We start from the raw sequence: 21,971 nt of genomic DNA, 5'->3' as shown, positions 1-21,971 counted from the left end.
AGTTCGGCCCGACGCTACGGTCCGCCGGTTGTCCCGACAAGTCAGCGACGGCCGGTCAGCGCGGCGATGCGGGCTCGGCGACGGCGTCACCAGGCACGCGAGCCGGCGCAGTGTTCCGGTGCACACCGGTCACCAACAACGCCGTCAGCGCGACGATCACGCCCGCGGCCATCACGACCGCCATCGCCAGCTCGTCGTTGCCGAGCACGCCGACCACCGGTGCGATCGCGGCGCCCAGCCCGAACTGCACCGCGCCCAGCAGTGCCGCGGCGGTTCCGGCCGCGTCCGGGTGCCGCGTCAACGCGACGGCCGGTGCATTCGGGATGACCAGACCCATCGCCGCGAGGATCGCCCATACCGGGACGACGAAGCCGAAGAGCCCGCCGACGTGGCCGGCGGCCAGCGCGACGAACACCGCACCCGACACCGAAGCGGCGACCAGCGCCCACAGCATGATCTGCTGCGGGCTGAACCGCTTGAGCAGAACCACGTTGAACTGGGTGGTGCCGATCAGTGCGATCGCGCCGGCACCGAACACCAGCGCGAACGCCGTCTGCCCGAGGCCGAACCGGCCCTGCAGGACGAACGAGGCACCGGCGATGTAGGCGAACAGGCCCGACATTCCGAGCGCGCCGATGAGCACGAGGATGACGAATCGGACGTCGCGCAGGAGCTCGAGGTAGGTCAGCGAGATACCGCGGATCTTCAGCGGTCGGCGGTGGCTGACGGGCAGGGTCTCAGGGAGCGCGAGCACTGCCATGACCAGCAGGGCCCCGGCGACCACGACGAGCGCTGCGAATACCCAGTGCCAGGAGCCGTGCACCAGCACCGCGGCTCCCAGCGACGGCGCCAGGACGGGGGCCACGCCGAGTACCAGCATCAGCCGCGACATCACCGTCGCGGCGGCGGAATCTTTGTACAGGTCACCGACGACGGCGATCGCCACGACCATTCCGGCCGCAGCTCCCATGCCCTGGAGCCCGCGCGCGATGCCGAGCACCGCGATGTTCGGGGCGAACAGGCACAGCAGCGACGCGAGCATGTGCAGCACGATGCCGGCGAAGAGCGGCTTGCGGCGGCCCAGCGAGTCCGACAGCGGGCCGATCACCAGCTGGCCGATCGCCAGTCCGGCCAGGGTGCCGGTCAGCGTGAGCTGAGCGACCGACGACGACACCGACAGCTCCTCGGCGATCTTCGGCAGCGCGGGCAGATACATGTCGATCGTCAGCGGACCGAGCGCGACGAGCAGCCCGAGCACCACGATCATCTTGATGCGATTCGGCATCGGGAGCTGGTTCGGCGGCGACCCGACCGGCTGGGGCTTCACGTCCACGTCTGGGGATACTGCCATGCACTTGGTTAGCGACGCTTCTCAATATTTTCTTCCCCGATCCCGCAACAGTGAGCGCAATCACGTTCGGGCACGTGGGGTTCGCCGCCGTTCGTTGGACAACGGTTAGCCTGAAATCAGGTTCACACAGGGAGGTACGCCCATGAGTGCCAGATCACGAACCAAGAGCCAGGTCCCGGCTGTGCCCGACGACGATCCGGGTGTCGCCGCGAAGGTGCTGTCGCAGATCATCGAGCGCGGAGCGAAAGTCCAGGGTCCAGCGGTGAAGGCGTACGTCGACCGGCTGCGCGAGGGCAACCCGAATGCGTTTCCGGCGGAGATCATCGGCAAGCTGGACAAGCAGTACATGGCTACTGTCATGGCCAGTGGCGCCGCCGTCGGTTCGGCGGCCGCGTATCCCGGGATCGGCACCCTCATCGCCATGTCGGCGGTCGCGGGTGAGACGGTCGTCTTCCTGGAGGCGACGGCGCTGTACGTGCTGGCGGTCGCCGAGGTGCACGGCATCCCCGTCGAGCATCGCGAACGGCGCCGCGCGTTGGTGCTCTCGGTCCTCGTCGGGGAGGACAGCAAGCGTGCCGTCGCCGACCTCATCGGCCCCGGCCGGACCAGCGGCGCCTGGGTGTCGGACGGAGCGGCCACGCTGCCGCTGCCCGCGCTGTCGCAACTCAATTCGCGGTTGCTGCGCTACTTCGTGAAGCGCTACACGCTCAAGCGCGGCGCCCTGGCTTTCGGGAAGATGCTGCCGGTGGGGATCGGTGCCGTCGTGGGCGGGGTCGGGAACCGCATGATGGGCAAGAAGATCGTGGCCAACGCCCACAAGGCGTTCGGCGATCCGCCGCCGCGCTGGCCGTCGGCGCTGCATCTGCTACCCGCACCGCGCCGTTGATCGCGCCGGACCGACCGTTCGACGGGCGTCTGACAGCCGTCGCGATGTGACCGAAATGACCATAAGTACGTTGCGTGGGCTGCGCCCTAGCAGAAGCGCTAGCCTTTATACGGCGGAACCGCGGGAGAACCGCACACCGGGTTGAAAATGGGGTGGCCGGCTGCTTGCTGGGCGCTGGCCCGAAGCGAAGAATTGAGGCGAATAGCAGCCGTGAGCTCACCTTCACCATTCGGTCAGAACGAGTGGTTGGTCGAAGAGATGTACCGCAAGTTCCGCGAGGATCCGTCGTCGGTCGATCCCAGTTGGCATGACTTCCTCGTCGACTACTCCCCCGAACCCACGAACGACACCCCGCCCGAATCGAACGGCAAGCGCGCCACGGCGCCCACGTCTCCCCCCGAGCCCGCCCCGGCGCCCAAGCCCGCCGCGTCCAACGGGTCCTCGGCTCAGCAGTCGAAGCCGGCATCTAAAGCCCCCGAAAAAGCCTCTGAGAAAGCCCCCGAAAAGGAGTCCGAGAAAGCCCCCGAGAAGTCGGGCGAGAACTCGGCCGGGAAGTCCGCTCCGAAACCTGCCGAGAAGTCCTCGGAGAAGCCGGCGTCCAAGAGCACCGAGAAGTCCTCAGAGAAGGCCCCCGAGAAGGCCCCCGCGGCCAAGTCCGAGTCGAAGAGCGATTCTGCACCGGCGAAGGCCAAGGCGTCGTCGTCGAGTTCAAACTCCAACCAGGACGAGGCGCAGGTGCTTCGCGGCGCCGCCGCGGCCGTCGTGAAGAACATGTCGGCATCGCTGGAGGTGCCGACCGCGACGAGCGTGCGCGCGATCCCGGCCAAGGCGATGATCGACAACCGCATCGTCATCAACAACCACCTCAAGCGCACCCGCGGCGGCAAGATCTCGTTCACCCACCTGCTGGGATACGCGATCGTCCAGGCGGTCAAGAAGTTCCCGAACATGAACCGGCACTTCGCCGAGACCGACGGGAAGCCCACCGCGATCACGCCGGCGCACACGAACCTCGGCCTGGCGATCGACCTGCCCGGCAAGGACGGGAAGCGCTCGCTGGTGGTGGCGGCGATCAAGAACTGCGAAACAATGAAGTTCGGGCAGTTCATCGCCGCCTACGAAGACATCGTGCGCCGGGCACGCGACGGCAAGCTCACCGCCGAAGACTTCTCGGGCGTGACGATCTCGCTCACCAACCCCGGCACCATCGGCACCGTGCACTCGGTGCCGCGGCTGATGCAGGGCCAGGGCGCGATCATCGGCGCGGGCGCGATGGAGTACCCCGCGGAGTTCCAGGGCGCCAGCGAGGAGCGCATCAACGAGGTCGGCGTCGGCAAGCTGATGACCCTGACCTCCACCTACGACCACCGCATCATCCAGGGTGCGGAGTCCGGTGACTTCCTGCGCACGATCCACACGCTGCTGCTCGACGACGACTTCTACGACGAGATCTTCCGCGAGCTCGGCATCCCCTACGAGCCGGTGCGCTGGCGCATCGACAACCCGGATTCCATCGAGGACAAGAACGCGCGGGTCATCGAGCTGATCGCGGCGTACCGCAACCGCGGACACCTGATGGCCGACATCGACCCGCTGCGGCTGGACAAGACCCGCTTCCGCAGCCACCCCGATCTGGACATCAACACCCACGGGCTGACGCTGTGGGACCTCGACCGTGAGTTCAAGGTCAATGGTTTCGCCGGCCAGACGCACAAGAAGCTGCGCGACATCCTCGGCCTGCTGCGCGACGCGTACTGCCGTCACATCGGCGTGGAGTACACCCACATCCTCGAACCCGAGCAGCAGCAGTGGCTGCAGGAGCGCATCGAGGTCAAGCACGAGAAGCCGACGGTCGCCGAGCAGAAGTACATCCTGTCCAAGCTCAACGCCGCGGAAGCCTTCGAAACCTTCTTGCAGACGAAATACGTTGGGCAGAAACGGTTCTCGCTGGAGGGCGCGGAAACCGTCATCCCGATGATGGACGCCGGCATCGACCAGTGCGCCGAGCACGGCCTCGACGAGGTTGTCATCGGCATGCCCCACCGGGGCCGCCTCAACGTGCTGGCGAACATCGTCGGCAAGCCGTACTCGCAGATCTTCACCGAGTTCGAGGGCAACCTGAATCCGTCTCAGGCCCACGGGTCGGGCGACGTGAAGTATCACCTGGGCGCCGGCGGCACCTACATCCAGATGTTCGGCGACAACGACATCGCGGTATCGCTGGTGGCCAACCCGAGCCACCTGGAAGCCGTCGACCCGGTCCTGGAAGGGCTGGTGCGCGCCAAGCAGGACATGCTCGACAAGGGCAACGGTCCCGACGGCTTCACCGTCGTGCCGATGATGCTGCACGGCGACGCGGCCTTCGCCGGCCAGGGCGTGGTCGCCGAGACGCTGAACCTGGCGCTGCTGCGGGGTTACCGCACCGGCGGCACGATCCACATCATCGTGAACAACCAGATCGGCTTCACCACCTCGCCGTACGACTCGCGCTCCTCGGAGTACTGCACCGACGTCGCGAAGATGATCGGCGCACCGATCTTCCACGTCAACGGCGACGACCCCGAGGCCGCGGTCTGGGTGGCCAAGCTCGCCGTGGACTTCCGGCAGAAGTTCAAGAAGGACGTCGTCATCGACATGCTGTGCTACCGCAGGCGCGGGCACAACGAGGGCGACGACCCGTCGATGACGCAGCCGTACATGTACGACGTCATCGACACCAAGCGCGGGGTGCGCAAGACCTACACCGAGGCGCTGATCGGCCGCGGCGACATCTCGATGAAGGAGGCCGAGGACGCGCTGCGCGACTACCAGGGCCAGCTGGAGCGGGTGTTCAACGAGGTCCGCGAGCTCGAGAAGCACGAGATCGAGCCCAGTTCGTCGGTGGAGTCCGACCAGATGGTGCCCGCCGGGATGAACACCGCGGTGGACAAGTCGCTGCTGGCCCGTATCGGTGATGCGCACCTGGCGTTCGGCGAGGACTTCAACGTCCACCCGCGCGTCAAGCCGGTGCTGGAGAAGCGCCGCGAGATGGCCTACGAGGGCAAGGTCGACTGGGCGTTCGCCGAACTGCTCGCGCTGGGCACGTTCCTGGCCGAGGGCAAGACGATCCGGTTCACTGGTCAGGACACCCGACGCGGCACGTTCACCCAGCGCCACGCCGTGATCATCGACCGCCAGAGCGGACGCGAGTTCACTCCGCTGGACCTGTTGACCGTCGACAGCGACGGCAACCCGACCGGCGGCAAGCTGATGATTTACGACTCGGCCCTGTCGGAGTTCGCGGCCGTGGGCTTCGAGTACGGCTATTCGGTCGGCAACCCCGACGCGATGGTGCTGTGGGAGGCCCAGTTCGGCGACTTCGTCAACGGCGCACAGTCGATCATCGACGAGTTCATCAGCTCCGGTGAGGCGAAGTGGGGTCAGCTCTCCGACGTCGTGCTGCTGCTGCCGCACGGTCACGAAGGGCAGGGCCCGGACCACACCTCCGGCCGCATCGAGCGGTTCCTGCTGCTGTGGGCCGAGGGATCGATGACGATCGCGATGCCGTCGACGCCGGCGAACTACTTCCATCTGCTGCGCCGGCACGGCCTCGACGGGATCCACCGGCCGCTGATCGTCTTCACGCCGAAGTCGATGCTGCGCAACAAGGCTGCGGTCAGCGATCTGAAGGACTTCACCGAGATGAAGTTCCGGTCAGTGCTGGAGGAGCCCACCTACGACGAGGGCGACGGCGACCGTTCCAAGGTCAAGCGCATCCTGTTGACCAGCGGCAAGATCTACTACGAACTGGCGGCGCGCAAGAAGAAGGAAGGTCGCGACGACGTGGCGATCGTCCGGCTCGAGCAGCTGGCGCCGCTGCCGAAGCGACGGCTGGCCGAGACGCTGGACCAGTACCCGAATGCCGAGAAGTTCTTCTGGGTGCAGGAGGAGCCGGCCAATCAGGGCGCGTGGCCGACGCTGGGGCTGACTCTTCCCGAGGTGCTCCCGGAGAAGCTGGCCGGCATCAAGCGGATCTCGCGGCGGGCCATGTCGGCGCCGTCCTCGGGCTCGTCGAAGGTGCACGCCGTCGAGCAGCAGGAGATCATCGACGAGGCGTTCGGCAAGTAGGTCTGCCGGACTCGCACCGGCCTGCCGGACTCGCACCGACTCGCACCGACTCGCACCGCGAGCGCGCGTGTCTGCACGCTGACGCGCCGTGAACCGTGTGCATATGCGCGCGGTCACGGGCGTCGAGCGGTGCCGATCAGCCGAAGAACGAGAACGGCACACCGTCGGTCATCGCGGTGACCGCGCGCGGGCAGAAGATCGAGATCGCCAGGCCGGTGAACATCGTGGCGGGCCCGAGCGGGCGGCCCAGGTCGTCGGCGATGTCGGCGGCGACGTTCGCCGCGTTCTGACCCGGCTCCGACAGCATCGGGCACACCTCCTGGCCGACACGCACCGCTGTCGCGGGATCGATGTCACCGAGGCGGTAGTGCTGCAGCGTGGAAACAAACGCGTCGGTGGTCGGGTCTGCCTGTGCGGGCGCCGCGGACATCGTGGCGGCGACGGCGGCCGAGGCAACGAGCACGGCGACCGCGGGGTACTTCAACGTCATGCCTTGATTGTCGCCGTCTGGCCTTCCGGCATTACCCGGCCGCCCGGCGCGATACCCGGGTCGTCGTCGCGTGGCCCGTCGAGAATGGAGTAGTGCACTACGCACGCTGACCGCGGCATTCGCACCTACTTTGGGCGACGACACACGTCATCGACCGATCCCCGGGGGTTGCCATGTCCACTGCCGCACGTCAATCACGCTGCACAGAAGGCCGAAAAGTCACGACGACGGCGTCGCTCACCGCGGTTGTGGCCGCCGGCGCACTCGCCTTCGGCGGCGTCGCGACCTCGATGCCCCAGGCGCCGAGCAGGCCGGCGCCCCCTCAGGCGCAACTACCTGCCCTTCACGCGACCCCGCCCTCTCTCACGGAGCCGATCGTGCTGACGGCGCTGGGTATCCCCGTGACCGGCAACGGCCCCGCTGGCTCCCAGGACACGTGGGTCGCAGGGGTCTCGCCCGCAGAGGTCTCACCTGCCCCGGCCGGGTCCTCTGCGGTCACGGCGCCCGCGGGACCGCCCGCAGTACTGAGTACCGAAGACGTCGCTTCGCTGCTGCGGCTCACAGACCCGGCCACGTCGACCACTTCCTCGACCCGGGCTCATCAAGCGACGGTGCTGAATCTGCGCGGCGGCAACGTCGGTCCGTCTGCCGCCGCACCCGGCACGTCCGCGCTGCGTCCGATGATCGGTGACGGCGGCTGGCTCATCGGCAACGGCCTCGACGGCGCCGCGGGCGAGAGCGGCGGCGACGGCGGCATCCTGTGGGGCAACGGCGGCCGCGGCGGCGACGGCCTCGCGGGCCAGGCCGGCGGGAACGGCGGCCGCGGCGGGCTGCTCGGCGGCAACGGCGGTGACGGCGGAAACGGCGGAGTCGGCGGCGCTACGGGCGGAAACGGCGGCAGCGCACAGCTTTTCGGTAACGGCGGAGCAGGCGGCAACGGCGGCGTGGGCGCCACCGGAGCGGCAGGGGTGAATCCGTCGCCGACATACGATCCGCCCTCGACAGCGGCAAAAGGGCCGGACGGGATGGATGCGATCCTGCAGCCCGGCGACATCGGCAACGCCAGCGGGCAGGACGCCGGGAACGGCGCCAACGGTGTTGCCGGCCAAGCCGGCGGCAGGGGCGGCTGGGGCGGAACGGGCTCGGGATACAACGATTCCCACACCTACGGCGGCAACGGAGGTCAGGGTGGCGTCGGCGGCGCCGGCGCACCGGGTGGCGACGGCGGAAACGGCGGCGGCGCGAATCAGAGCGCCACCGATGAGTGGAACGCCGAGGGCGGCGACGGCGGCGACGGCGGGATGGGCGGGACCGGGGCTGACGGCGGCGATGGTGGCCACGGCGGAGGGGTCTCCGGCACCGGCGGGCCTGTCCGTGCGTTCGGTGGACGCGGCGGCAACGGAGGTGACGGCGGTCAGGGCGCGGCGGGCAGCCAGGGCGGCACCGGAGGTGCCGGCGGCAAGGGCGGCAACGGCGGCAGCATCTCCGGCAACGGCGGAACGGGCGGCAACGCCGGCAACGGCGGCAAGGGCGGCAGCGGAGCCTCCGGCGGCAATGGCGGCGGGGGCGGAGACGGCGGAAGCGTGTCGGACATCTTCGGCGTCTACGAACCGGGCGCCGGAGGCAAAGGTGGCCGCGGCGGGCTCGGCGGGGACGGCGGCGCAGGCGGTGCGGGCGGCCAGAACGTCGGCTCGGGCGGGCGCGGTGGGTTGTTCGGCAGCAAGGGAGGCGCCGGATCCGCCGGGAAGGCGGGGAGCGTCGGCGACCGGGGCGAGTCGGGCGAGGACGGCTCAGACGGAGATGCCGGCACCGTCGACTGAGCCATCGACTGAGCGATTGGCGAGCATGAGGGGCCGGTGGGCATCCGGGGCGTGCCCACCGTCCCCTCGCGTGCGGCGCGGCGCACCCCGTGTGACCCCGGACATATTAGGGACCCCGGGTAACGGGTAGGCTCGCACCCACTCAACACGCGTACAACACCAGGAGTGCATATGCAGGGCTTCGCGGGCAAGGTCGCGGTGGTCACCGGCGCCGGCTCGGGCATCGGGCAGGCACTGGCCATCGAGTTGGGCCGCTCAGGTGCCCTCGTCGCGATCAGCGACGTCGACACCGAGGGCCTGGCCGTCACCGAGGAGCGCCTCAAGGCGATCGGCACCCACGTCAAGAGCGACCGCCTCAACGTCACCGAGCGCGAGACGTTCCTGCAGTACGCCGACTCCATCGCCGAGCACTTCGGCCGCGTCAACCAGATCTACAACAACGCCGGCATCGCGTTCACCGGCGACGTCGAGGTCTCCGCGTTCAAAGACATGGAGCGCGTGATGGACGTGGACTACTGGGGTGTGGTGAACGGCACGAAGGCGTTCCTGCCGCACCTGATCGCCTCGGGCGACGGCCACGTCGTCAACGTCTCCAGCGTGTTCGGTCTCTTCGCCGTGCCGGGACAGGCTGCGTACAACTCGGCGAAGTTCGCGGTTCGCGGGTTCACCGAGGCGCTGCGCCAGGAGATGGCACTCGCTGGCCACCCGGTCAAAGTCTCGTGCGTGCATCCCGGCGGCATCAAGACCGCCATCGCCCGGAATGCAAGCGCCGCCGAAGGTCTCGATGCCGAGGCGTTGGCCAAGACCTTCGACAAGAAACTTGCCAGCACGTCGCCGGAAAAGGCCGCGAAGGTGATCCTCGACGGGGTCCGCAAGAACAAGGCCCGCATCCTGATCGGCAACGACGCCAAGATGTTCGAGATCGCGATTCGCGTGCTGGGCGCCGGCTACCAGAGCGTGTTCCCCAAGGCTGTCGCGCGACTGACCCCGCCGGCCAAATAGGCACGCTCGGCGGCGGTGAGCGCGCGCCGAATGCCAGAGTTTGCGGCGCGTCGGTGTGCAGACACGCGCGCTCGCGGTGCCCCTCGGTACTAGTTGCCGACGCCGAGTGGGTGTTCGTCGAGCCAACGGCCCGCGACCGCGTCCGGCGACGCACCTTCGGCGACCTGTCGCCGCATGTCGGCCAGCGAACCCGTGTCCAGCACGCCGGCGATCTCGTTGAGTGCCAGCACCTGCGATTCGGTGAGCTCGTTGCGCCGGTACAGCGGCACCAGGTTCTCCGCACGGATCAGCGACGTCTTGTCGCTCAACACCACCACGTCCGAGGGAACGTCGGGAGCCGCCGTCGTGGTCCACGCGGCCTCGATGCGGCCGGCCGCCAGCGCGTCGAACATGGATGCGTCGCTGGGGAATTCGCGTGGCCGCCCCAGCGTGCAGGTGCCCACCGACACGGGCCGCGGCGCAGACGCCACCGCGCCGAAAGACGCCCCATCGCACCGGCGGGCCAATGCCGACACGTCGCCGCCCCACGCCGCGGCGGTCCGCTCGGTCACCGCGACCGCGGGCTTGTCCTCCGCCGACGTCGTGTAATCGCCTGCGGCGATCCCCTCCGGCAGCACCGAGAGCAGCGTCCGATAGACCTGCACATCCGAACGTGCCGGGGCGTCCGGAGCGAACCGCTCCAACAGCCGCCCGGTGAGCCCGGGCACCACCCGGATCTCGCCGGTGTCCAGTTCCGCGAGCGGATCCTCGGTCACCTCGACATGTGCCGGGTTGCCGTAGAACCTCAGCGCGGCCGCGTAGAGATTCGCGACCAACTGCGACTCCGCGCCCCCCTGCGCCCCTACCGGGATCGACGGCGGGGAGGATTCACCACCACAGCCCGCCGCGACCAGCGCCGCGACGATCAGCAGGACGAACCGGTGTGCGCGGTTCAGCCGACTCAGTCCTCGGACGCCGCGGCCACCGCAGCCGCAACCGCGGGACCGACCCGCGGATCCAGCGCGCTGGGCACGATGTGGTCGACCGCGAGATCGTCACCGACGACGGAGAAAATCGCCTCCGCTGCAGCCACTTTCATTTTCTCGGTGATGCGGCGGGCGCCCGCGTCGAGGGCGCCACGGAAAACGCCGGGGAACGCGAGAACGTTGTTGATCTGATTGGGGAAGTCGCTGCGCCCGGTGGCCACCACGGCGGCGTACTTGCGGGCGGCGTCCGGGTGGATCTCCGGATCGGGATTCGACAGAGCGAACACGATGCCGTTGGGGGCCATCGTCGCGATGATCTCTTCGGGCACCAGACCTGCGGAAAGTCCCAGGAACATGTCGGCGCCGTCGAGAGCTTCGACCACGCCGCCGGTGCGCCCGGCAGGATTGGTCCGCTCGGCCAGCTCGGCCTTGAACGGGTTCAGATCGCTGCGGCTCGAATGGATGATGCCCTTCGAGTCCAGCACCGTGATGTCCGTGATGCCCTTGGCCAGAAGGATGTTCGCGCATGCGACGCCCGCTGCGCCCGCCCCGGAGATCACCACGCGCAGCGTGTGCATATCGCGGTCGAGCACCTTCGCCGCGCCGAGCAGGGCCGCCAGGACGACGATCGCCGTGCCGTGCTGGTCGTCGTGCATCACCGGGCAGTCGAGCGCCTCGATGACCCGCCGCTCGATCTCGAAGCACCGCGGCGCCGAGATGTCCTCCAGGTTCACCGCGCCGAAGGTGGGCCGCAACCGGATCAGCGTCTCGACGATCTCGTCGGGATCCTTCGTGTCGAGCACGATCGGGATCGAGTCGAGGCCACCGAAGGTCTTGAACAGCGCGCTCTTGCCCTCCATCACCGGCAGCGACGCCGCCGCGCCGATGTCGCCGAGGCCGAGCACCGCGCTGCCGTCACTGACCACCGCGACCAGCCGGCTCGCCCACGTGTACTTGGCGGCGAGCGTCTTGTCCGCCGCGATGGCACGGCTGACCTGCGCGACTCCCGGCGTGTATGCGATCGACAGCGCCCGCTGGGTGTCCAGTGGCGATTTCAATTCGACCGAGAGCTTGCCACCCTCGTGAGCTTCGAAGATTTCGCTGTCCTCGATGACAACCTGCGGAGTCCGCACCATTTCCGACACGGGCGTCAGGGTAACCGACCCCGCGAACTCACAGGAATGGGTTCCCCCTCGGTGAGAAGAACGCCGCTGGTGAGGCGCGTACGATTTGCCCGGGTGCCCCGACGGGCACACCGACGCGTACGCCCGCACGAAGGGAGGTGGCGCATGCCCTCGTTCCGCGCCCTACCGCCGTCTCTGCTACGCCAAGGCACCCGACCGCGCACCGACGCCGAACCCGACGCGCGCCGCATCCACGTCCCGGTCGCCCGCGCGATGGTCGACTGCGGCGTCTACTGCGACGGAACCCGACTGCCCGGCAAGTACACCCATGCCGCAGCGCTGAGCAAGGTGCGGGAGATCGAGGCCGACGGCCGCAACGCGTTCGTCTGGATCGGGCTGCACGAACCCGACGAACATCAGATGCAGGCGGTGGCCGACGTGTTCGGCCTGCATCCGCTCGCAGTCGAGGACGCGGTGCACGCCCATCAGCGTCCCAAGCTCGAGCGCTACGACAAGACGCTGTTCCTGGTGCTCAAGACGGTCACCTACGTCGAGCACGACTCGATGAACAAGGCCCGGCAGATCGTCGAGACCGGCGAAATAATGATCTTCGTCGGGGCCGACTTCGTCGTCACCGTCCGCCACGGCGAACACGGCGGGCTCGCCGGCGTGCGTAAGGACCTCGAAGACACCCCCGAATCACTCAAACTCGGCCCCTACTCGGTGATGCACGCGATCGCCGACCACGTCGTGGATGCCTACCTCGACGTCACCGACCTCATCGAGCACGACATCGACGTCATGGAAGAAGACATCTTCTCCCCGCTGGCGCACACCAACATGGAAAGCATCTACCTGCTCAAGCGGGAGGTGGTCGAACTGCGACGTGCGGTCAGCCCCTTGGTGCCCGACCTGCAGCGCATCGGCACAGAACACGACGACCTCATCAACGTCGAGATCCGCCAATACATGCGCGACGTCCTCGACCACACCACCAAGGTGTCCGAGCGCATCGCCAGCTACGACGAACTGCTCAGCTCCCTCGTACAGGCCGCACTCGGCAAGGTCGCGATGCAGCAGAACGTCGACATGCGCAAGATCTCCGCGTGGGTCGCGATCGCCGCCGTACCCACCGCGATGGCCGGCATCTACGGCATGAACTTCGAGCACATGCCCGAATTGCAGTGGACCTTCGGCTATCCCCTGGTGCTGCTGGTGATGACGGCCGTGTGCTTCACGCTCTACCGCAACTTCCGGCGCAACAACTGGCTCTGAAGCTCACGTCGGATCGGCGGCTCGCCGCTCACGTCGGATCGGCGGCTCGCCGCTCACGTCGGATCGGCGGCTCGCCGCTCACGTCGGATCGGCGGCTCGCCGCTCACGTCGGATTGGCGGCTCGCCGCTCACGTCGGATTGGCGGCTCGCCGCTCACGTCGGATTGGCGGCTCGCCGCCGGGCATCCGCGGTGTCGACCCCGTCCTGCACCCACGCCTCCCTCATCGCATCGGCACCTTTGAGCCGCACCCACGCCGCCTCGGTCGCCGTGATCGGCACCGCCGACAGCACTGTGACCGGGGACAGCGGCGCAGGCAGGTCGACGTCGTCGATGTCGCTGCGGCCCAACAGAAATGCAGTGAACGGGGCACCCTCCCACAGCGGCATCTCCAGGTCGACCAGCGCGTCGGGCGCCAGGATCAACCCCTCCACGGCGGGCGCAGCGGCGACCACCGCGACCGACCGCGGCAGTCCCGCCGGCGTGGGTCCACGCAACTCCACGACGACCTCCGCCCGCGGACCCGCCACCGGATCGGCGATCATCTCGGCGGGGTCGACCATCGGATGCCGCGAACATCCCAGCGAAACGTAGTGCACCGCAGCATCTCCCGGCCCGGCGAAACGCAGGACGTCGATGCGGTCGGTACCGAGGAAGGTGACGCTGGCCTGGTCGGGTTCCGACGTGATGCCGCGGCGGGCGAAGTGGTCGCGCACGTGGGCGCGGACCGAGTCGAGGATGTCGCTCATGCGCCGGCCGCCGGGAGTGACAGGTTCGCACCGGTCCGCGGATCGAAGATCATGACGTCGTCGGGGTCCAGCGCCAACTGCAGCGTCTCCCCGACCGTCGCCGCGGACTGCACCGGAACCCGAGCGACGAATTCGTTCTCGGCCGCCGCCGAGCCCGCCGCCACCTCCGCCAGCTGAACGGCTTCGGCGCGGGGCCCGTCCATGCCGAAGTACACATACTTGTCCGCGCCCAGCGATTCGACCATCTCGACGGTGACGTCGAAGACCAGCGCCCGGATCCTGGCGTAGGCATCGATGACGCCGGCGTCGGCCAGGTGCTCCGGTCGCACCCCGACCACCAGATCCGAGGCCGATCGATGGTTCTTCAGGCGGTCGTAGACCTCGCCGGTCAGCGGGATCTCGCCGAACGGAAGACGCACCCCGATCTCGGTCAGCGCCGCGGGGAAGAAGTTCATCGCCGGGGAGCCGATGAACCCGGCCACGAACAGGTTGGCCGGCCGCCGGTACAGCTCGTCGGGCGGGCCGATCTGCTGGACCGATCCGGCCAGCATGACCACCACGCGATCGCCGAGGGTCATCGCCTCCGTCTGATCGTGGGTCACGTACACCGTGGTGGTTCCGAGACGCCGGTGCAGCCGCGCGATCTCGGTACGCATCTGGACTCGCAGCTTGGCGTCGAGATTCGACAGCGGTTCGTCGAGCAGGAATGCCTTCGGATTCCGCACGATCGCGCGTCCCATCGCAACCCGCTGCCGCTGACCACCTGAGAGCTGGCTGGGCTTGCGGTCCAGAAGTTCGGTCAGGTCAAGGGTTTTCGCGGTCTGCTCCACCTTCTGGGCGATCTGCCGGCTGTCGGCCGCGGTCAGAGTCAGGGGAAACGCGATGTTCTGCCGCACCGTCATGTGGGGATACAGCGCGTAGGTCTGGAACACCATCGCGATGTCGCGGTCCCTGGGCGAACGCTCGTTCATCCGCTCGCCGTCGATGCGCACCTCGCCCGCAGAGATCTCCTCCAGGCCCGCGATCATTCGCAGCGTGGTCGATTTGCCGCAGCCGGAAGGTCCGACCAGGATGACGAACTCGCCGTCGGCGACGGTCAGCGTCACATCGTTCACCGCCGCCGTGCCGTCGGGGAAATGCTTCGTCACCCCGTCCAGAACGATTTCAGCCATCGAGCTCCCTTTCACGGCACAGGCATTGGGATCAGCCGATCCCGACCCGTCCGACGGGCTTCTCCTGCGGGGCAAAACTAGGGCCAAAGGTGCAGGGCGCGCAACATCGCCCTGGGCTAGATGGCCAAGCGTCCCAGCAGGTCCCGGCCCTTCTCGGCGCTCGGCGGATCGCACAGGACGTCGTAGCGGCCGGCGACCAACTGCAACGTGGAGCTGAAATCTCTTGTGCCACGGGCCATCGCATACGGGATCGCCGAGGTGATCAGCCCGAAGAACACGCCGGCGACGAGGCCGGTGATCAACGAGCTCCACGGGTTCGGGCTGAAGAACCCCAGGATCAGACCGATGAACAGACCCAGCCACGCGCCGGTCAGCACGCCGCCGCCCAGCACCTTGGGCCACGTCAATCTGCCCGTCACCCGCTCCACCTGCATCAGGTCGACGCCGACGATGGTCACGTGCTCGACGGGAAACTGCTGGTCGGAAAGGTAATCCACCGCGCGTTGGGCTTCGGCGTAGGTCGGATACGAACCGATCGGCCACCCCTTGGGCGGCGTAGGCAGGCCGACCTGGCGACCACGCCCCGCAGCGGGGCCGCCCGCGGCCGCCGCGCCGGGATTCTGCCCTGGCTGGAACGGACTGGTCATGATCTTCGCTCTCCTTCGATACCGCGCATACGACGCTAGTCCTTCGACAACGGGCAGGACAGCCCAAAGGTGCCCGCATGCAGGCTCACCTCGGCTTACCTGCCCTTAGGCTAGGTTGATCAGCATGACAAGTCCGGACAACGACCCCGACCGGGCCGAATCCTCCGGTCCCGCCTCCGGTGGGTCCGAGCCGTCCTCGGCGGGCTACGAGGCACCCCCGATCGAGCAGACGCAGAATCCCGCGACCACACCGGATCCGGCGCAGGACGACACGCCGCCGCAGGGGTACACCCCACCGCCGGCGTACAGCCCGCCGACCTACGTACCGCCGACCCCCGGCTACGACCAACCCCCGCACACGCCGATGAGCGGCTACCCGCCGCCAGGAGATTTCTCAGGTCAGGCCTATCCGCCGCCTCCGCCGTCGGGCTTCGCACCCCCGTATCCCGACGCGGGCCCGCCGCCCTACCCCGCGCCGCCCTATCCCGGGCCGGGATACGGCGCAGCGGGTTACCCGTCGCCGCCGGGATACGGCGCACCGGGATTCGGGACGCCGGGCTATCCGCCCTCGCCGTACGGAGCGATGCCCAACGGCTACCCGGGCGGCGACTACGGTTACGGCGCACCGGCTCCCCAGGGTTCCAACGGGTTGGCCGTCGGTTCGCTCGTCGCGTCGCTGATCGCGATACCGCTGAACCTGGCCTGCTTTTCGGGAACCGTCGCCTCCATCGTCGCCATCGTGCTCGGGATCGTGGCGCTGGGCCAGATCAAGAAGACCGGGCAGGGCGGCAAGGAAATGGCCATCGCCGGAACGGCGATCGGTGCGCTGGGCCTGCTCGGCGCGTTCGTGCTCGCGCTGCTGATCGCCGCCGTCTAGCTGAGACCCCGCCACGCCCGGTCCTCAGCTGGGCGGCGTGAAACGGGGGCCGGTGCGTTGCATTCCTGCGGCACGGCCCTTTCCGGCGATGACGAGCGCCATCTTGCGGCTGGCCTCGTCGATCATCTCGTCGCCGAGCATCACCGCTCCGCGCGCCCCGCCGGCGCGTGACGTGTGCCACTCATAGGCTTCCAGGATCAGCTCGGCGTGGTCGTACGCCTCCTGTCTCGGACTGAAAATCTCGTTGCCTGCGTCGATCTGATCGGGATGCAGCACCCACTTGCCGTCGTAACCCAAAGCTGCGGAACGCCCCGCGACACGGCGGAACGCCTCGACGTCGCGGACCTTCAGGTAGGGCCCGTCGATCGCGGCGATGCCGTTGGCGCGCGCGGCCACCAGGATCCGCATCAAGATGTGGTGATAGGCGTCGCCGACGTCGTACCCCTCGGGTTGCTCACCCACCTCCAGGGTGCGCATGTTCAGGCTCGCCATGAGGTCAGCGGGGCCCAGCACCAGGGCCTGCACCCGCGGCGCCGCGGCGATAGCGTCGACGTTGGTCAAACCCCGGGCGTCCTCGATCTGCGCGTCGATGCCGATGCGTCCCGCCGGCAGGTCGTGCACGGCCTCCAACTGGCTGAGCAACAGGTCCAACGCGACGACATGGGAGACATCGGTCACTTTCGGCAGCACCACGATGTCCAGCGACGCGCCCGCCCTCGCCACGACTTCGATGATGTCGGCGTGCGTCCACGGGGTCGTCCAGTCGTTGATGCGGACGCCGCGCAGTTGCCCGGCCCACCCGTCTTCGGCGAGGGCCTGCGCAACCTGTTGCCGCGCTTGCTCTTTCGCCTCAGCGGCGACGGCGTCTTCGAGATCGAGGAACACCTCGTCGGCGGGGAGCGACTTGGCCTTCTGGATCATCTTCGCGCTGCTGCCCGGCACGGACAGACATGTCCTCCGGGGCCGATACCGGTTTTCCACTGAATGCACCTCCGGACACTCTTCTACCCTTACATCCATGGCGTCGGTCAACAGGGTCTATGCGGCTCGTCTCGTGGGGATGGTGGTGCTCGGCCCCGACGGGGAATCCATCGGCCGGGTGCGAGACGTGGTCATCGGTATCAGCCTGGTGCGCCAGCAACCTCGGGTGCTTGGACTCGTGATCGAATTGCTCAGCCGCAGAAGGATTTTCGTTCCCATCCTGCGCGTCACGGCCATCGAGCCGGGGGCGGTCACCCTGTCCACGGGCAGCGTGTCGCTGCGCCGCTTCTCCCAACGGCCCGGTGAGGTGCTGGTGCTCGGTCAGGTCGTGGAGACGCGGGTGCGCGTCACCGACCCCGACCTGCCACAGCTCGAGGGGCTCGACGTCGTGGTGGTCGACCTCGGTATCGAACAGACCCGCACCCGCGACTGGATGGTCACCCGGGTCGCGGTGCGGCCGCAACGACGGCTGGGCCGGCGCAGCAACATCTATTCGACGGACTGGGTGCACGTCCAGGGCCTCACACCGTCCGGGCTGGCGATGCCGGACCAGGGTGTGGCGCAACTGCTCGAGCAGTTCCAGGGACAGCGGGCCGTCGAGGTGGCCGACGCCATCCGCGAGCTGCCGGACAAACGCCGCCACGAGGTGGTCAACGCGCTCGACGACGAACGCCTGGCCGACGTACTCCAGGAGCTGCCCGAAGAGGAACAGGTCGAGCTGCTGCGCCAGCTGAAGACCGACCGCGCCGCCGACGTGCTCGAGGCGATGGACCCCGACGACGCGGCCGACCTGCTGGGCACGATGACACCGGCCGACGCCGAGCAGTTCCTGCGCCGGATGGATCCCGAGGACTCCGAGGACGTCCGCCGCCTGCTCAGCCACTCCCCCGACACGGCCGGCGGTCTGATGACCTCCGAACCCGTCGTGCTGGCCCCCGACACCACGGTCGCCGAAGCGCTTGCCCGCGTGCGGGATCCGGACCTGACGCCGGCACTGGCGTCGCTGGTGTTCGTCGTCCGCCCCCCGACGGCCACGCCGACCGGCAGTTACCTTGGCTGCGTGCATCTGCAGCGGCTGCTGCGAGAACCTCCCGCCGCGCTGGTCAGCGGCATCGTCGACAAGGACCTCCCCAGCCTGCAGCCCGAGGACTCCCTGGGCGCGCTGACCCGCTACTTCGCTGCGTACAACCTGGTCTGCGGGCCGGTCGTCGACGACGAGAACCACCTGCTGGGGGCCGTCTCCGTCGACGATGTGCTAGACCATCTGCTGCCAGACGACTGGCGTGAACACGAAGCCGAACCCGTGATCGTGTCCGCGGAAAGGACGACATGAGCGAAACGTCGTCCCGGCAGCGTCTCGACACGCCCCGGACTTCACGGTCCCTCGCGTCGCGGTTCGACGTCGAAGCCGTCGGCAGGTTCAGCGAGAGGATCGCCCGCTTCCTCGGCACCGGCCGGTACCTGGCGATCCAGACGATCGTGGTGATCATCTGGATCCTGCTGAACTTCGGCGCGTTCGCCTGGCAGTGGGATCCGTATCCGTTCATCCTGCTCAATCTCGCCTTCTCCACGCAGGCGGCCTATGCGGCACCGCTGATCCTGCTGGCCCAGAACCGCCAGGAGAATCGCGACCGCGTCTCGCTCGAAGAGGACCGGCGACGCGCCGAGCAGACCAAGGCCGACACCGAGTTCCTGGCCCGCGAACTCGCGGCGCTGCGGCTGGCCGTCGGCGAAGTCGCGACCCGCGATTACCTGCGGCGGGAACTCGACGAAATACGGACGATGATCGAGCAACTGCACTCCTATGCCACGGTCGGCGGGCCCGAATCGAGCAAACAAGACGCAGGTGAGCGCAAGTCGAAGAAATCCGGACGAGACAGCTGAGCCATTGCTGTTACACCGCCGTAGCCGAATAGGTATGGTGACTTGGTTCACAAGCGATCTCACAGCTAGGACGGTCGAGTGCATATAGGGGGAGGACCGGCCCTCGGAGCCGCACGGCGTCGAGCAGGTCAGTTAGTCCGCACGCCCGCAGTCGGCGTTGCAGCCATGCTCACTCCCCTGGTGCTGGCCGGCGCCGTCGGGGCGTCGGCACCCACGACCACACCGACAAGCGACGCGGCCGTCATGCCGCTGGCCGCGGTCGCACCGGCGGGCAACGACCGGTCGGGCGCGTCCGTGGTCGCCGTCGCGAAGGCGCCCGCCCCGCTGCGCACCGTCGCGAGCAGCGCCTCCGCTCCGCCGCCGCCGGTGGTGGTCAACGCCCCGGGCACGCTGCGGATCCCGTCGATGGCGCTGTCCGCCTACCGCAACGCCGAAACGATGATGGCGGCCGCCTACCCGGGCTGCGGGGTCAGCTGGAACCTGCTGGCCGGCATCGGTCGGATCGAATCGATGCACGCCTACGGCGGAGCGACCGACTCCCGCGGCACCGCGGTGCGCCCGATCTACGGGCCCGCGCTCGACGGCACCCTCCCGGGCAACGAGGTCATCGTCGAGAGCCGCGCCACCGACCGCGTGGTCTACGCGCGGGCCATGGGCCCCATGCAGTTCCTGCCGGGCACCTGGTCGCGCTATGCCTCCGACGGAGACGGCGACGGCAAGGCCGACGTGCAGAACGTCTACGACGCCTCCCTGGCGGCGGCCCGCTACCTGTGCAGCGGCGGGCTGAACCTGCGCAATCAGGCCGACGTGATGGCCGCGATCCTGCGCTACAACAACTCGATGGCCTACGCCCAGAACGTGCTGAGCTGGGCCGCGTCGTACGCGACCGGCGTCGTGCCGCTCGACCTGCCCCCGATCACCGGTTCGGTGCCCGAGCTGCAGACCGCCGACGCGGACCTGACGGCACACCTGGACCGGCGTGCCGGGCTGGGGCCGGGCCTGCCGTTGAATGCGACCGGACTGCCGGCCAATGACCCGCTGGCCCTCATTCCGCTGATGGAGCGCACGGACGTCGCCAGCCAGATCAACACCGGGGTGCCCGGGTTCGTGCCGAGTCAGACGCTCGGCCCGCTGCCCGGTCCCGCTCCGCAGGCCGTCCCGCAGCCCGCGGCACCGCAGCCCCCGACCTGGGTCCCGCCGTGGATGCAGCCGCCGCCGCAGAAGCCCGCCCAGTGCGCGGTGTTCTGCATCCAGGACATGCCGGCCGCACCGGCCCCGGCCGCACCCGCGCCCGGCCCGCTCGGCCTGACACCTCCGGCGCCGGCCGCCCCGGCTCCGGGTCCGCTCGGTCCGACGCTGCCGGCACCGGCCGTGCCGCCGGCCCCCGCCGCGGCGCTGCCCCCGGCACCGGGACCCGCTCCCGGGCCGGCACCGGGACCCGCGCCCGGTCCCGTCGCCTGAGGCATCGCGCCCGAATTCGGGCCTTGAGGTCGCCGGAGCCTAGACTCGCAGGTGATGTCCTCAACTCCGAATGACCTGCACGCAGCGGTTCGTGCCGCGCTGACCAAAGTGATCGACCCCGAGCTGCGTCGGCCGATCACCGAAGTCGGGATGGTCAAGAACGTCACAGTCGACGCGGATGCCTCGGTACACGTCGAGATCTACCTGACCACCTCGGCGTGTCCGAAGAAGACCGAGATCTCCGACCAGGTGACGCGGGCGGTGCAGGACGTGCCGGGCACCGGCCCCGTGAAGGTCAGCCTCGACGTGATGAACGACGAGCAGCGCGCCGAACTGCGCAAGCTGTTACGCGGGGACTCCCGCGAGCCGGTCATCCCGTTCGCCCAGCCCGGCTCGCTGACGCGGGTGTATGCGGTCGCCTCCGGCAAGGGCGGGGTGGGCAAGTCGAGCGTGACGGTGAATCTGGCCGCTGCGATGGCGGCCCGCGGCCTGTCCGTCGGGCTTCTCGACGCCGACATCTACGGCCACTCGGTGCCCAGAATGATGGGGACGACGGACCGTCCGACCCAGGTCGACTCGATGATCCTGCCGCCGGTTTCCCACGACGTGCGGGTGATCTCCATCGCGATGTTCACCCAGGGCAACACGCCCGTCGTGTGGCGCGGGCCGATGCTGCACCGCGCACTGCAGCAGTTCCTCGCCGACGTGTACTGGGGTGACCTCGACGTGCTGCTGCTGGACCTGCCCCCGGGCACCGGCGACATCGCGATCTCGGTGGCCCAGCTGATCCCGGGCGCCGAGATCCTGGTCGTCACCACCCCGCAGCTGGCCGCCGCCGAGGTCGCTGAGCGTGCCGGGGCGATCGCCCTGCAGACGCGTCAACGGATCGCCGGAGTCGTGGAGAACATGGTCGACGGACCGGTCATCAAGATGTTCGGCGAAGGCGGCGGACGCCATGTCGCCGAGAGCCTCTCCCGCTCGGTCGGCGCCGATGTGCCGCTGCTCGGTCAGGTGCCGCTGGACCCCGAACTGGTCGCCGCCGGCGACTCCGGCGTGCCGCTGGTGCTCAGCGCCCCGGATTCGGCCGCCGGCAAGGAATTACGCAAGATCGCCGACGCGCTGTCGAGCCGCAAGCGCGGCCTGGCAGGCATGTCGCTGGGCCTCGACCCCGCCGGACGCTGA

General features: G+C 68.7%; 18 protein-coding genes. 10 read left to right on the top strand and 8 right to left on the bottom strand.

Annotated features, from left to right (window positions below):
• Positions 1-55: 55 nt before the first annotated feature.
• Positions 56-1,351, bottom strand: a complete 1,296-nt coding sequence (locus FHR72_RS24815; RefSeq protein WP_396888516.1) for a multidrug effflux MFS transporter — start codon at positions 1,349-1,351, stop codon at positions 56-58.
• A gap of 142 nt (positions 1,352-1,493) precedes the next feature.
• Between FHR72_RS24815 and FHR72_RS24810 the strand changes: the two genes are divergently transcribed.
• Positions 1,494-2,237: a hypothetical protein gene (locus tag FHR72_RS24810; RefSeq protein WP_183473719.1), complete on the top strand. Its 744-nt coding sequence runs from the start codon at positions 1,494-1,496 to the stop codon at positions 2,235-2,237.
• Between the two features lie 258 nt (positions 2,238-2,495).
• On the top strand, positions 2,496-6,344 hold the full coding sequence (locus tag FHR72_RS24805; RefSeq protein ID WP_221194387.1) for a multifunctional oxoglutarate decarboxylase/oxoglutarate dehydrogenase thiamine pyrophosphate-binding subunit/dihydrolipoyllysine-residue succinyltransferase subunit: 3,849 nt from the start codon (positions 2,496-2,498) through the stop codon (positions 6,342-6,344).
• 136 nt (positions 6,345-6,480) lie between these two features.
• On the opposite strand, the gene FHR72_RS24800 is transcribed toward FHR72_RS24805, so the two are convergent.
• Positions 6,481-6,834, bottom strand: a complete 354-nt coding sequence (locus tag FHR72_RS24800; RefSeq protein WP_183473713.1) for a DUF732 domain-containing protein — start codon at positions 6,832-6,834, stop codon at positions 6,481-6,483.
• Between the two features lie 377 nt (positions 6,835-7,211).
• Between FHR72_RS24800 and FHR72_RS24795 the strand changes: the two genes are divergently transcribed.
• Both FHR72_RS24795 and FHR72_RS24790 read left to right on the top strand, forming a co-directional pair.
• The gene (locus tag FHR72_RS24795; protein ID WP_183473710.1) at positions 7,212-8,654 is read left to right on the top strand and encodes a PE family protein; all 1,443 of its coding nucleotides are present in this window, start codon (positions 7,212-7,214) and stop codon (positions 8,652-8,654) included.
• A 171-nt stretch (positions 8,655-8,825) separates the two neighbouring features.
• Positions 8,826-9,656, top strand: coding sequence for an SDR family NAD(P)-dependent oxidoreductase (locus tag FHR72_RS24790; RefSeq protein WP_183473707.1), 831 nt, complete (start codon positions 8,826-8,828; stop codon positions 9,654-9,656).
• 89 nt (positions 9,657-9,745) lie between these two features.
• On the opposite strand, the gene FHR72_RS24785 is transcribed toward FHR72_RS24790, so the two are convergent.
• Entirely contained in the window at positions 9,746-10,600 is an 855-nt protein-coding gene (locus FHR72_RS24785) for a glycine betaine ABC transporter substrate-binding protein (protein WP_396888517.1), read from the bottom strand.
• Complete coding sequence (locus tag FHR72_RS24780; protein WP_183473801.1) at positions 10,597-11,757, bottom strand: NAD(P)-dependent malic enzyme; 1,161 nt, start codon at positions 11,755-11,757, stop codon at positions 10,597-10,599. Before FHR72_RS24780 ends, FHR72_RS24785 begins: the two co-directional genes overlap by 4 nt.
• A 153-nt stretch (positions 11,758-11,910) precedes the next feature.
• On the opposite strand from FHR72_RS24780, the gene corA reads away from it, so the two are divergent.
• The gene (corA, locus tag FHR72_RS24775) at positions 11,911-13,020 is read left to right on the top strand and encodes a magnesium/cobalt transporter CorA (RefSeq protein WP_183473704.1); all 1,110 of its coding nucleotides are present in this window, start codon (positions 11,911-11,913) and stop codon (positions 13,018-13,020) included.
• A gap of 153 nt (positions 13,021-13,173) precedes the next feature.
• On the opposite strand, the gene FHR72_RS24770 is transcribed toward corA, so the two are convergent.
• From FHR72_RS24770 to FHR72_RS24760, 3 genes are all read right to left on the bottom strand, one after another.
• Positions 13,174-13,767 (bottom strand): suppressor of fused domain protein, encoded by a 594-nt coding sequence (locus FHR72_RS24770; protein WP_183473701.1) that lies wholly within the window; start codon positions 13,765-13,767, stop codon positions 13,174-13,176.
• Positions 13,764-14,939 (bottom strand): ABC transporter ATP-binding protein, encoded by a 1,176-nt coding sequence (locus tag FHR72_RS24765; RefSeq protein ID WP_183473698.1) that lies wholly within the window; start codon positions 14,937-14,939, stop codon positions 13,764-13,766. Before FHR72_RS24765 ends, FHR72_RS24770 begins: the two co-directional genes overlap by 4 nt.
• Before the next feature lie 116 nt (positions 14,940-15,055).
• Positions 15,056-15,586: a YflT domain-containing protein gene (locus tag FHR72_RS24760; protein WP_183473695.1), complete on the bottom strand. Its 531-nt coding sequence runs from the start codon at positions 15,584-15,586 to the stop codon at positions 15,056-15,058.
• Between the two features lie 124 nt (positions 15,587-15,710).
• Here FHR72_RS24760 and FHR72_RS24755 point away from each other — a divergent pair, with 124 nt between their 5' ends.
• Complete coding sequence (locus FHR72_RS24755; protein ID WP_183473691.1) at positions 15,711-16,463, top strand: DUF4190 domain-containing protein; 753 nt, start codon at positions 15,711-15,713, stop codon at positions 16,461-16,463.
• 24 nt (positions 16,464-16,487) lie between these two features.
• Here FHR72_RS24755 and FHR72_RS24750 read toward each other — a convergent pair whose 3' ends face one another.
• Complete coding sequence (locus FHR72_RS24750) at positions 16,488-17,444, bottom strand: HpcH/HpaI aldolase/citrate lyase family protein (protein ID WP_183473798.1); 957 nt, start codon at positions 17,442-17,444, stop codon at positions 16,488-16,490.
• 37 nt (positions 17,445-17,481) lie between these two features.
• On the opposite strand from FHR72_RS24750, the gene FHR72_RS24745 reads away from it, so the two are divergent.
• The 4 genes from FHR72_RS24745 (at position 17,482) to FHR72_RS24730 (ending at position 21,971) form a co-directional block, all read left to right on the top strand.
• Positions 17,482-18,777, top strand: coding sequence for a magnesium transporter MgtE N-terminal domain-containing protein (locus FHR72_RS24745; protein ID WP_183473688.1), 1,296 nt, complete (start codon positions 17,482-17,484; stop codon positions 18,775-18,777).
• Positions 18,774-19,328, top strand: coding sequence for a DUF1003 domain-containing protein (locus FHR72_RS24740; RefSeq protein ID WP_183473686.1), 555 nt, complete (start codon positions 18,774-18,776; stop codon positions 19,326-19,328). The genes FHR72_RS24745 and FHR72_RS24740 overlap by 4 nt, the downstream gene beginning before the upstream one ends.
• A 78-nt stretch (positions 19,329-19,406) precedes the next feature.
• Complete coding sequence (locus FHR72_RS24735; RefSeq protein ID WP_183473683.1) at positions 19,407-20,789, top strand: lytic transglycosylase domain-containing protein; 1,383 nt, start codon at positions 19,407-19,409, stop codon at positions 20,787-20,789.
• A 54-nt stretch (positions 20,790-20,843) separates the two neighbouring features.
• Positions 20,844-21,971, top strand: a complete 1,128-nt coding sequence (locus FHR72_RS24730; RefSeq protein WP_183473680.1) for an Mrp/NBP35 family ATP-binding protein — start codon at positions 20,844-20,846, stop codon at positions 21,969-21,971.

It is taken from the genome of Mycolicibacterium iranicum (genome assembly GCF_014190915.1).
In the GTDB taxonomy this organism is placed as follows: domain Bacteria; phylum Actinomycetota; class Actinomycetes; order Mycobacteriales; family Mycobacteriaceae; genus Mycobacterium; species Mycobacterium iranicum_B.
The sequence above is the reverse complement of the archived record's forward strand: the minus strand, read 5'-3'. Positions and strand labels throughout refer to the sequence as shown.

Coding starts and splice junctions, on each gene's coding strand:
- FHR72_RS24815 (WP_396888516.1), bottom strand. CDS start 1,351: ATGGCAGTATCCCCAGACGTGGACGTGAAGCCCCAGCCGGTCGGGTCG.
- FHR72_RS24810 (WP_183473719.1), top strand. CDS start 1,494: ATGAGTGCCAGATCACGAACCAAGAGCCAGGTCCCGGCTGTGCCCGAC.
- FHR72_RS24805 (WP_221194387.1), top strand. CDS start 2,496: ATGTACCGCAAGTTCCGCGAGGATCCGTCGTCGGTCGATCCCAGTTGG.
- FHR72_RS24800 (WP_183473713.1), bottom strand. CDS start 6,834: ATGACGTTGAAGTACCCCGCGGTCGCCGTGCTCGTTGCCTCGGCCGCC.
- FHR72_RS24790 (WP_183473707.1), top strand. CDS start 8,826: ATGCAGGGCTTCGCGGGCAAGGTCGCGGTGGTCACCGGCGCCGGCTCG.
- FHR72_RS24780 (WP_183473801.1), bottom strand. CDS start 11,757: ATGGTGCGGACTCCGCAGGTTGTCATCGAGGACAGCGAAATCTTCGAA.
- corA (WP_183473704.1), top strand. CDS start 11,911: ATGCCCTCGTTCCGCGCCCTACCGCCGTCTCTGCTACGCCAAGGCACC.
- FHR72_RS24770 (WP_183473701.1), bottom strand. CDS start 13,767: ATGAGCGACATCCTCGACTCGGTCCGCGCCCACGTGCGCGACCACTTC.
- FHR72_RS24765 (WP_183473698.1), bottom strand. CDS start 14,939: ATGGCTGAAATCGTTCTGGACGGGGTGACGAAGCATTTCCCCGACGGC.
- FHR72_RS24760 (WP_183473695.1), bottom strand. CDS start 15,586: ATGACCAGTCCGTTCCAGCCAGGGCAGAATCCCGGCGCGGCGGCCGCG.
- FHR72_RS24755 (WP_183473691.1), top strand. CDS start 15,711: ATGACAAGTCCGGACAACGACCCCGACCGGGCCGAATCCTCCGGTCCC.
- FHR72_RS24745 (WP_183473688.1), top strand. CDS start 17,482: ATGGCGTCGGTCAACAGGGTCTATGCGGCTCGTCTCGTGGGGATGGTG.
- FHR72_RS24740 (WP_183473686.1), top strand. CDS start 18,774: ATGAGCGAAACGTCGTCCCGGCAGCGTCTCGACACGCCCCGGACTTCA.
- FHR72_RS24730 (WP_183473680.1), top strand. CDS start 20,844: ATGTCCTCAACTCCGAATGACCTGCACGCAGCGGTTCGTGCCGCGCTG.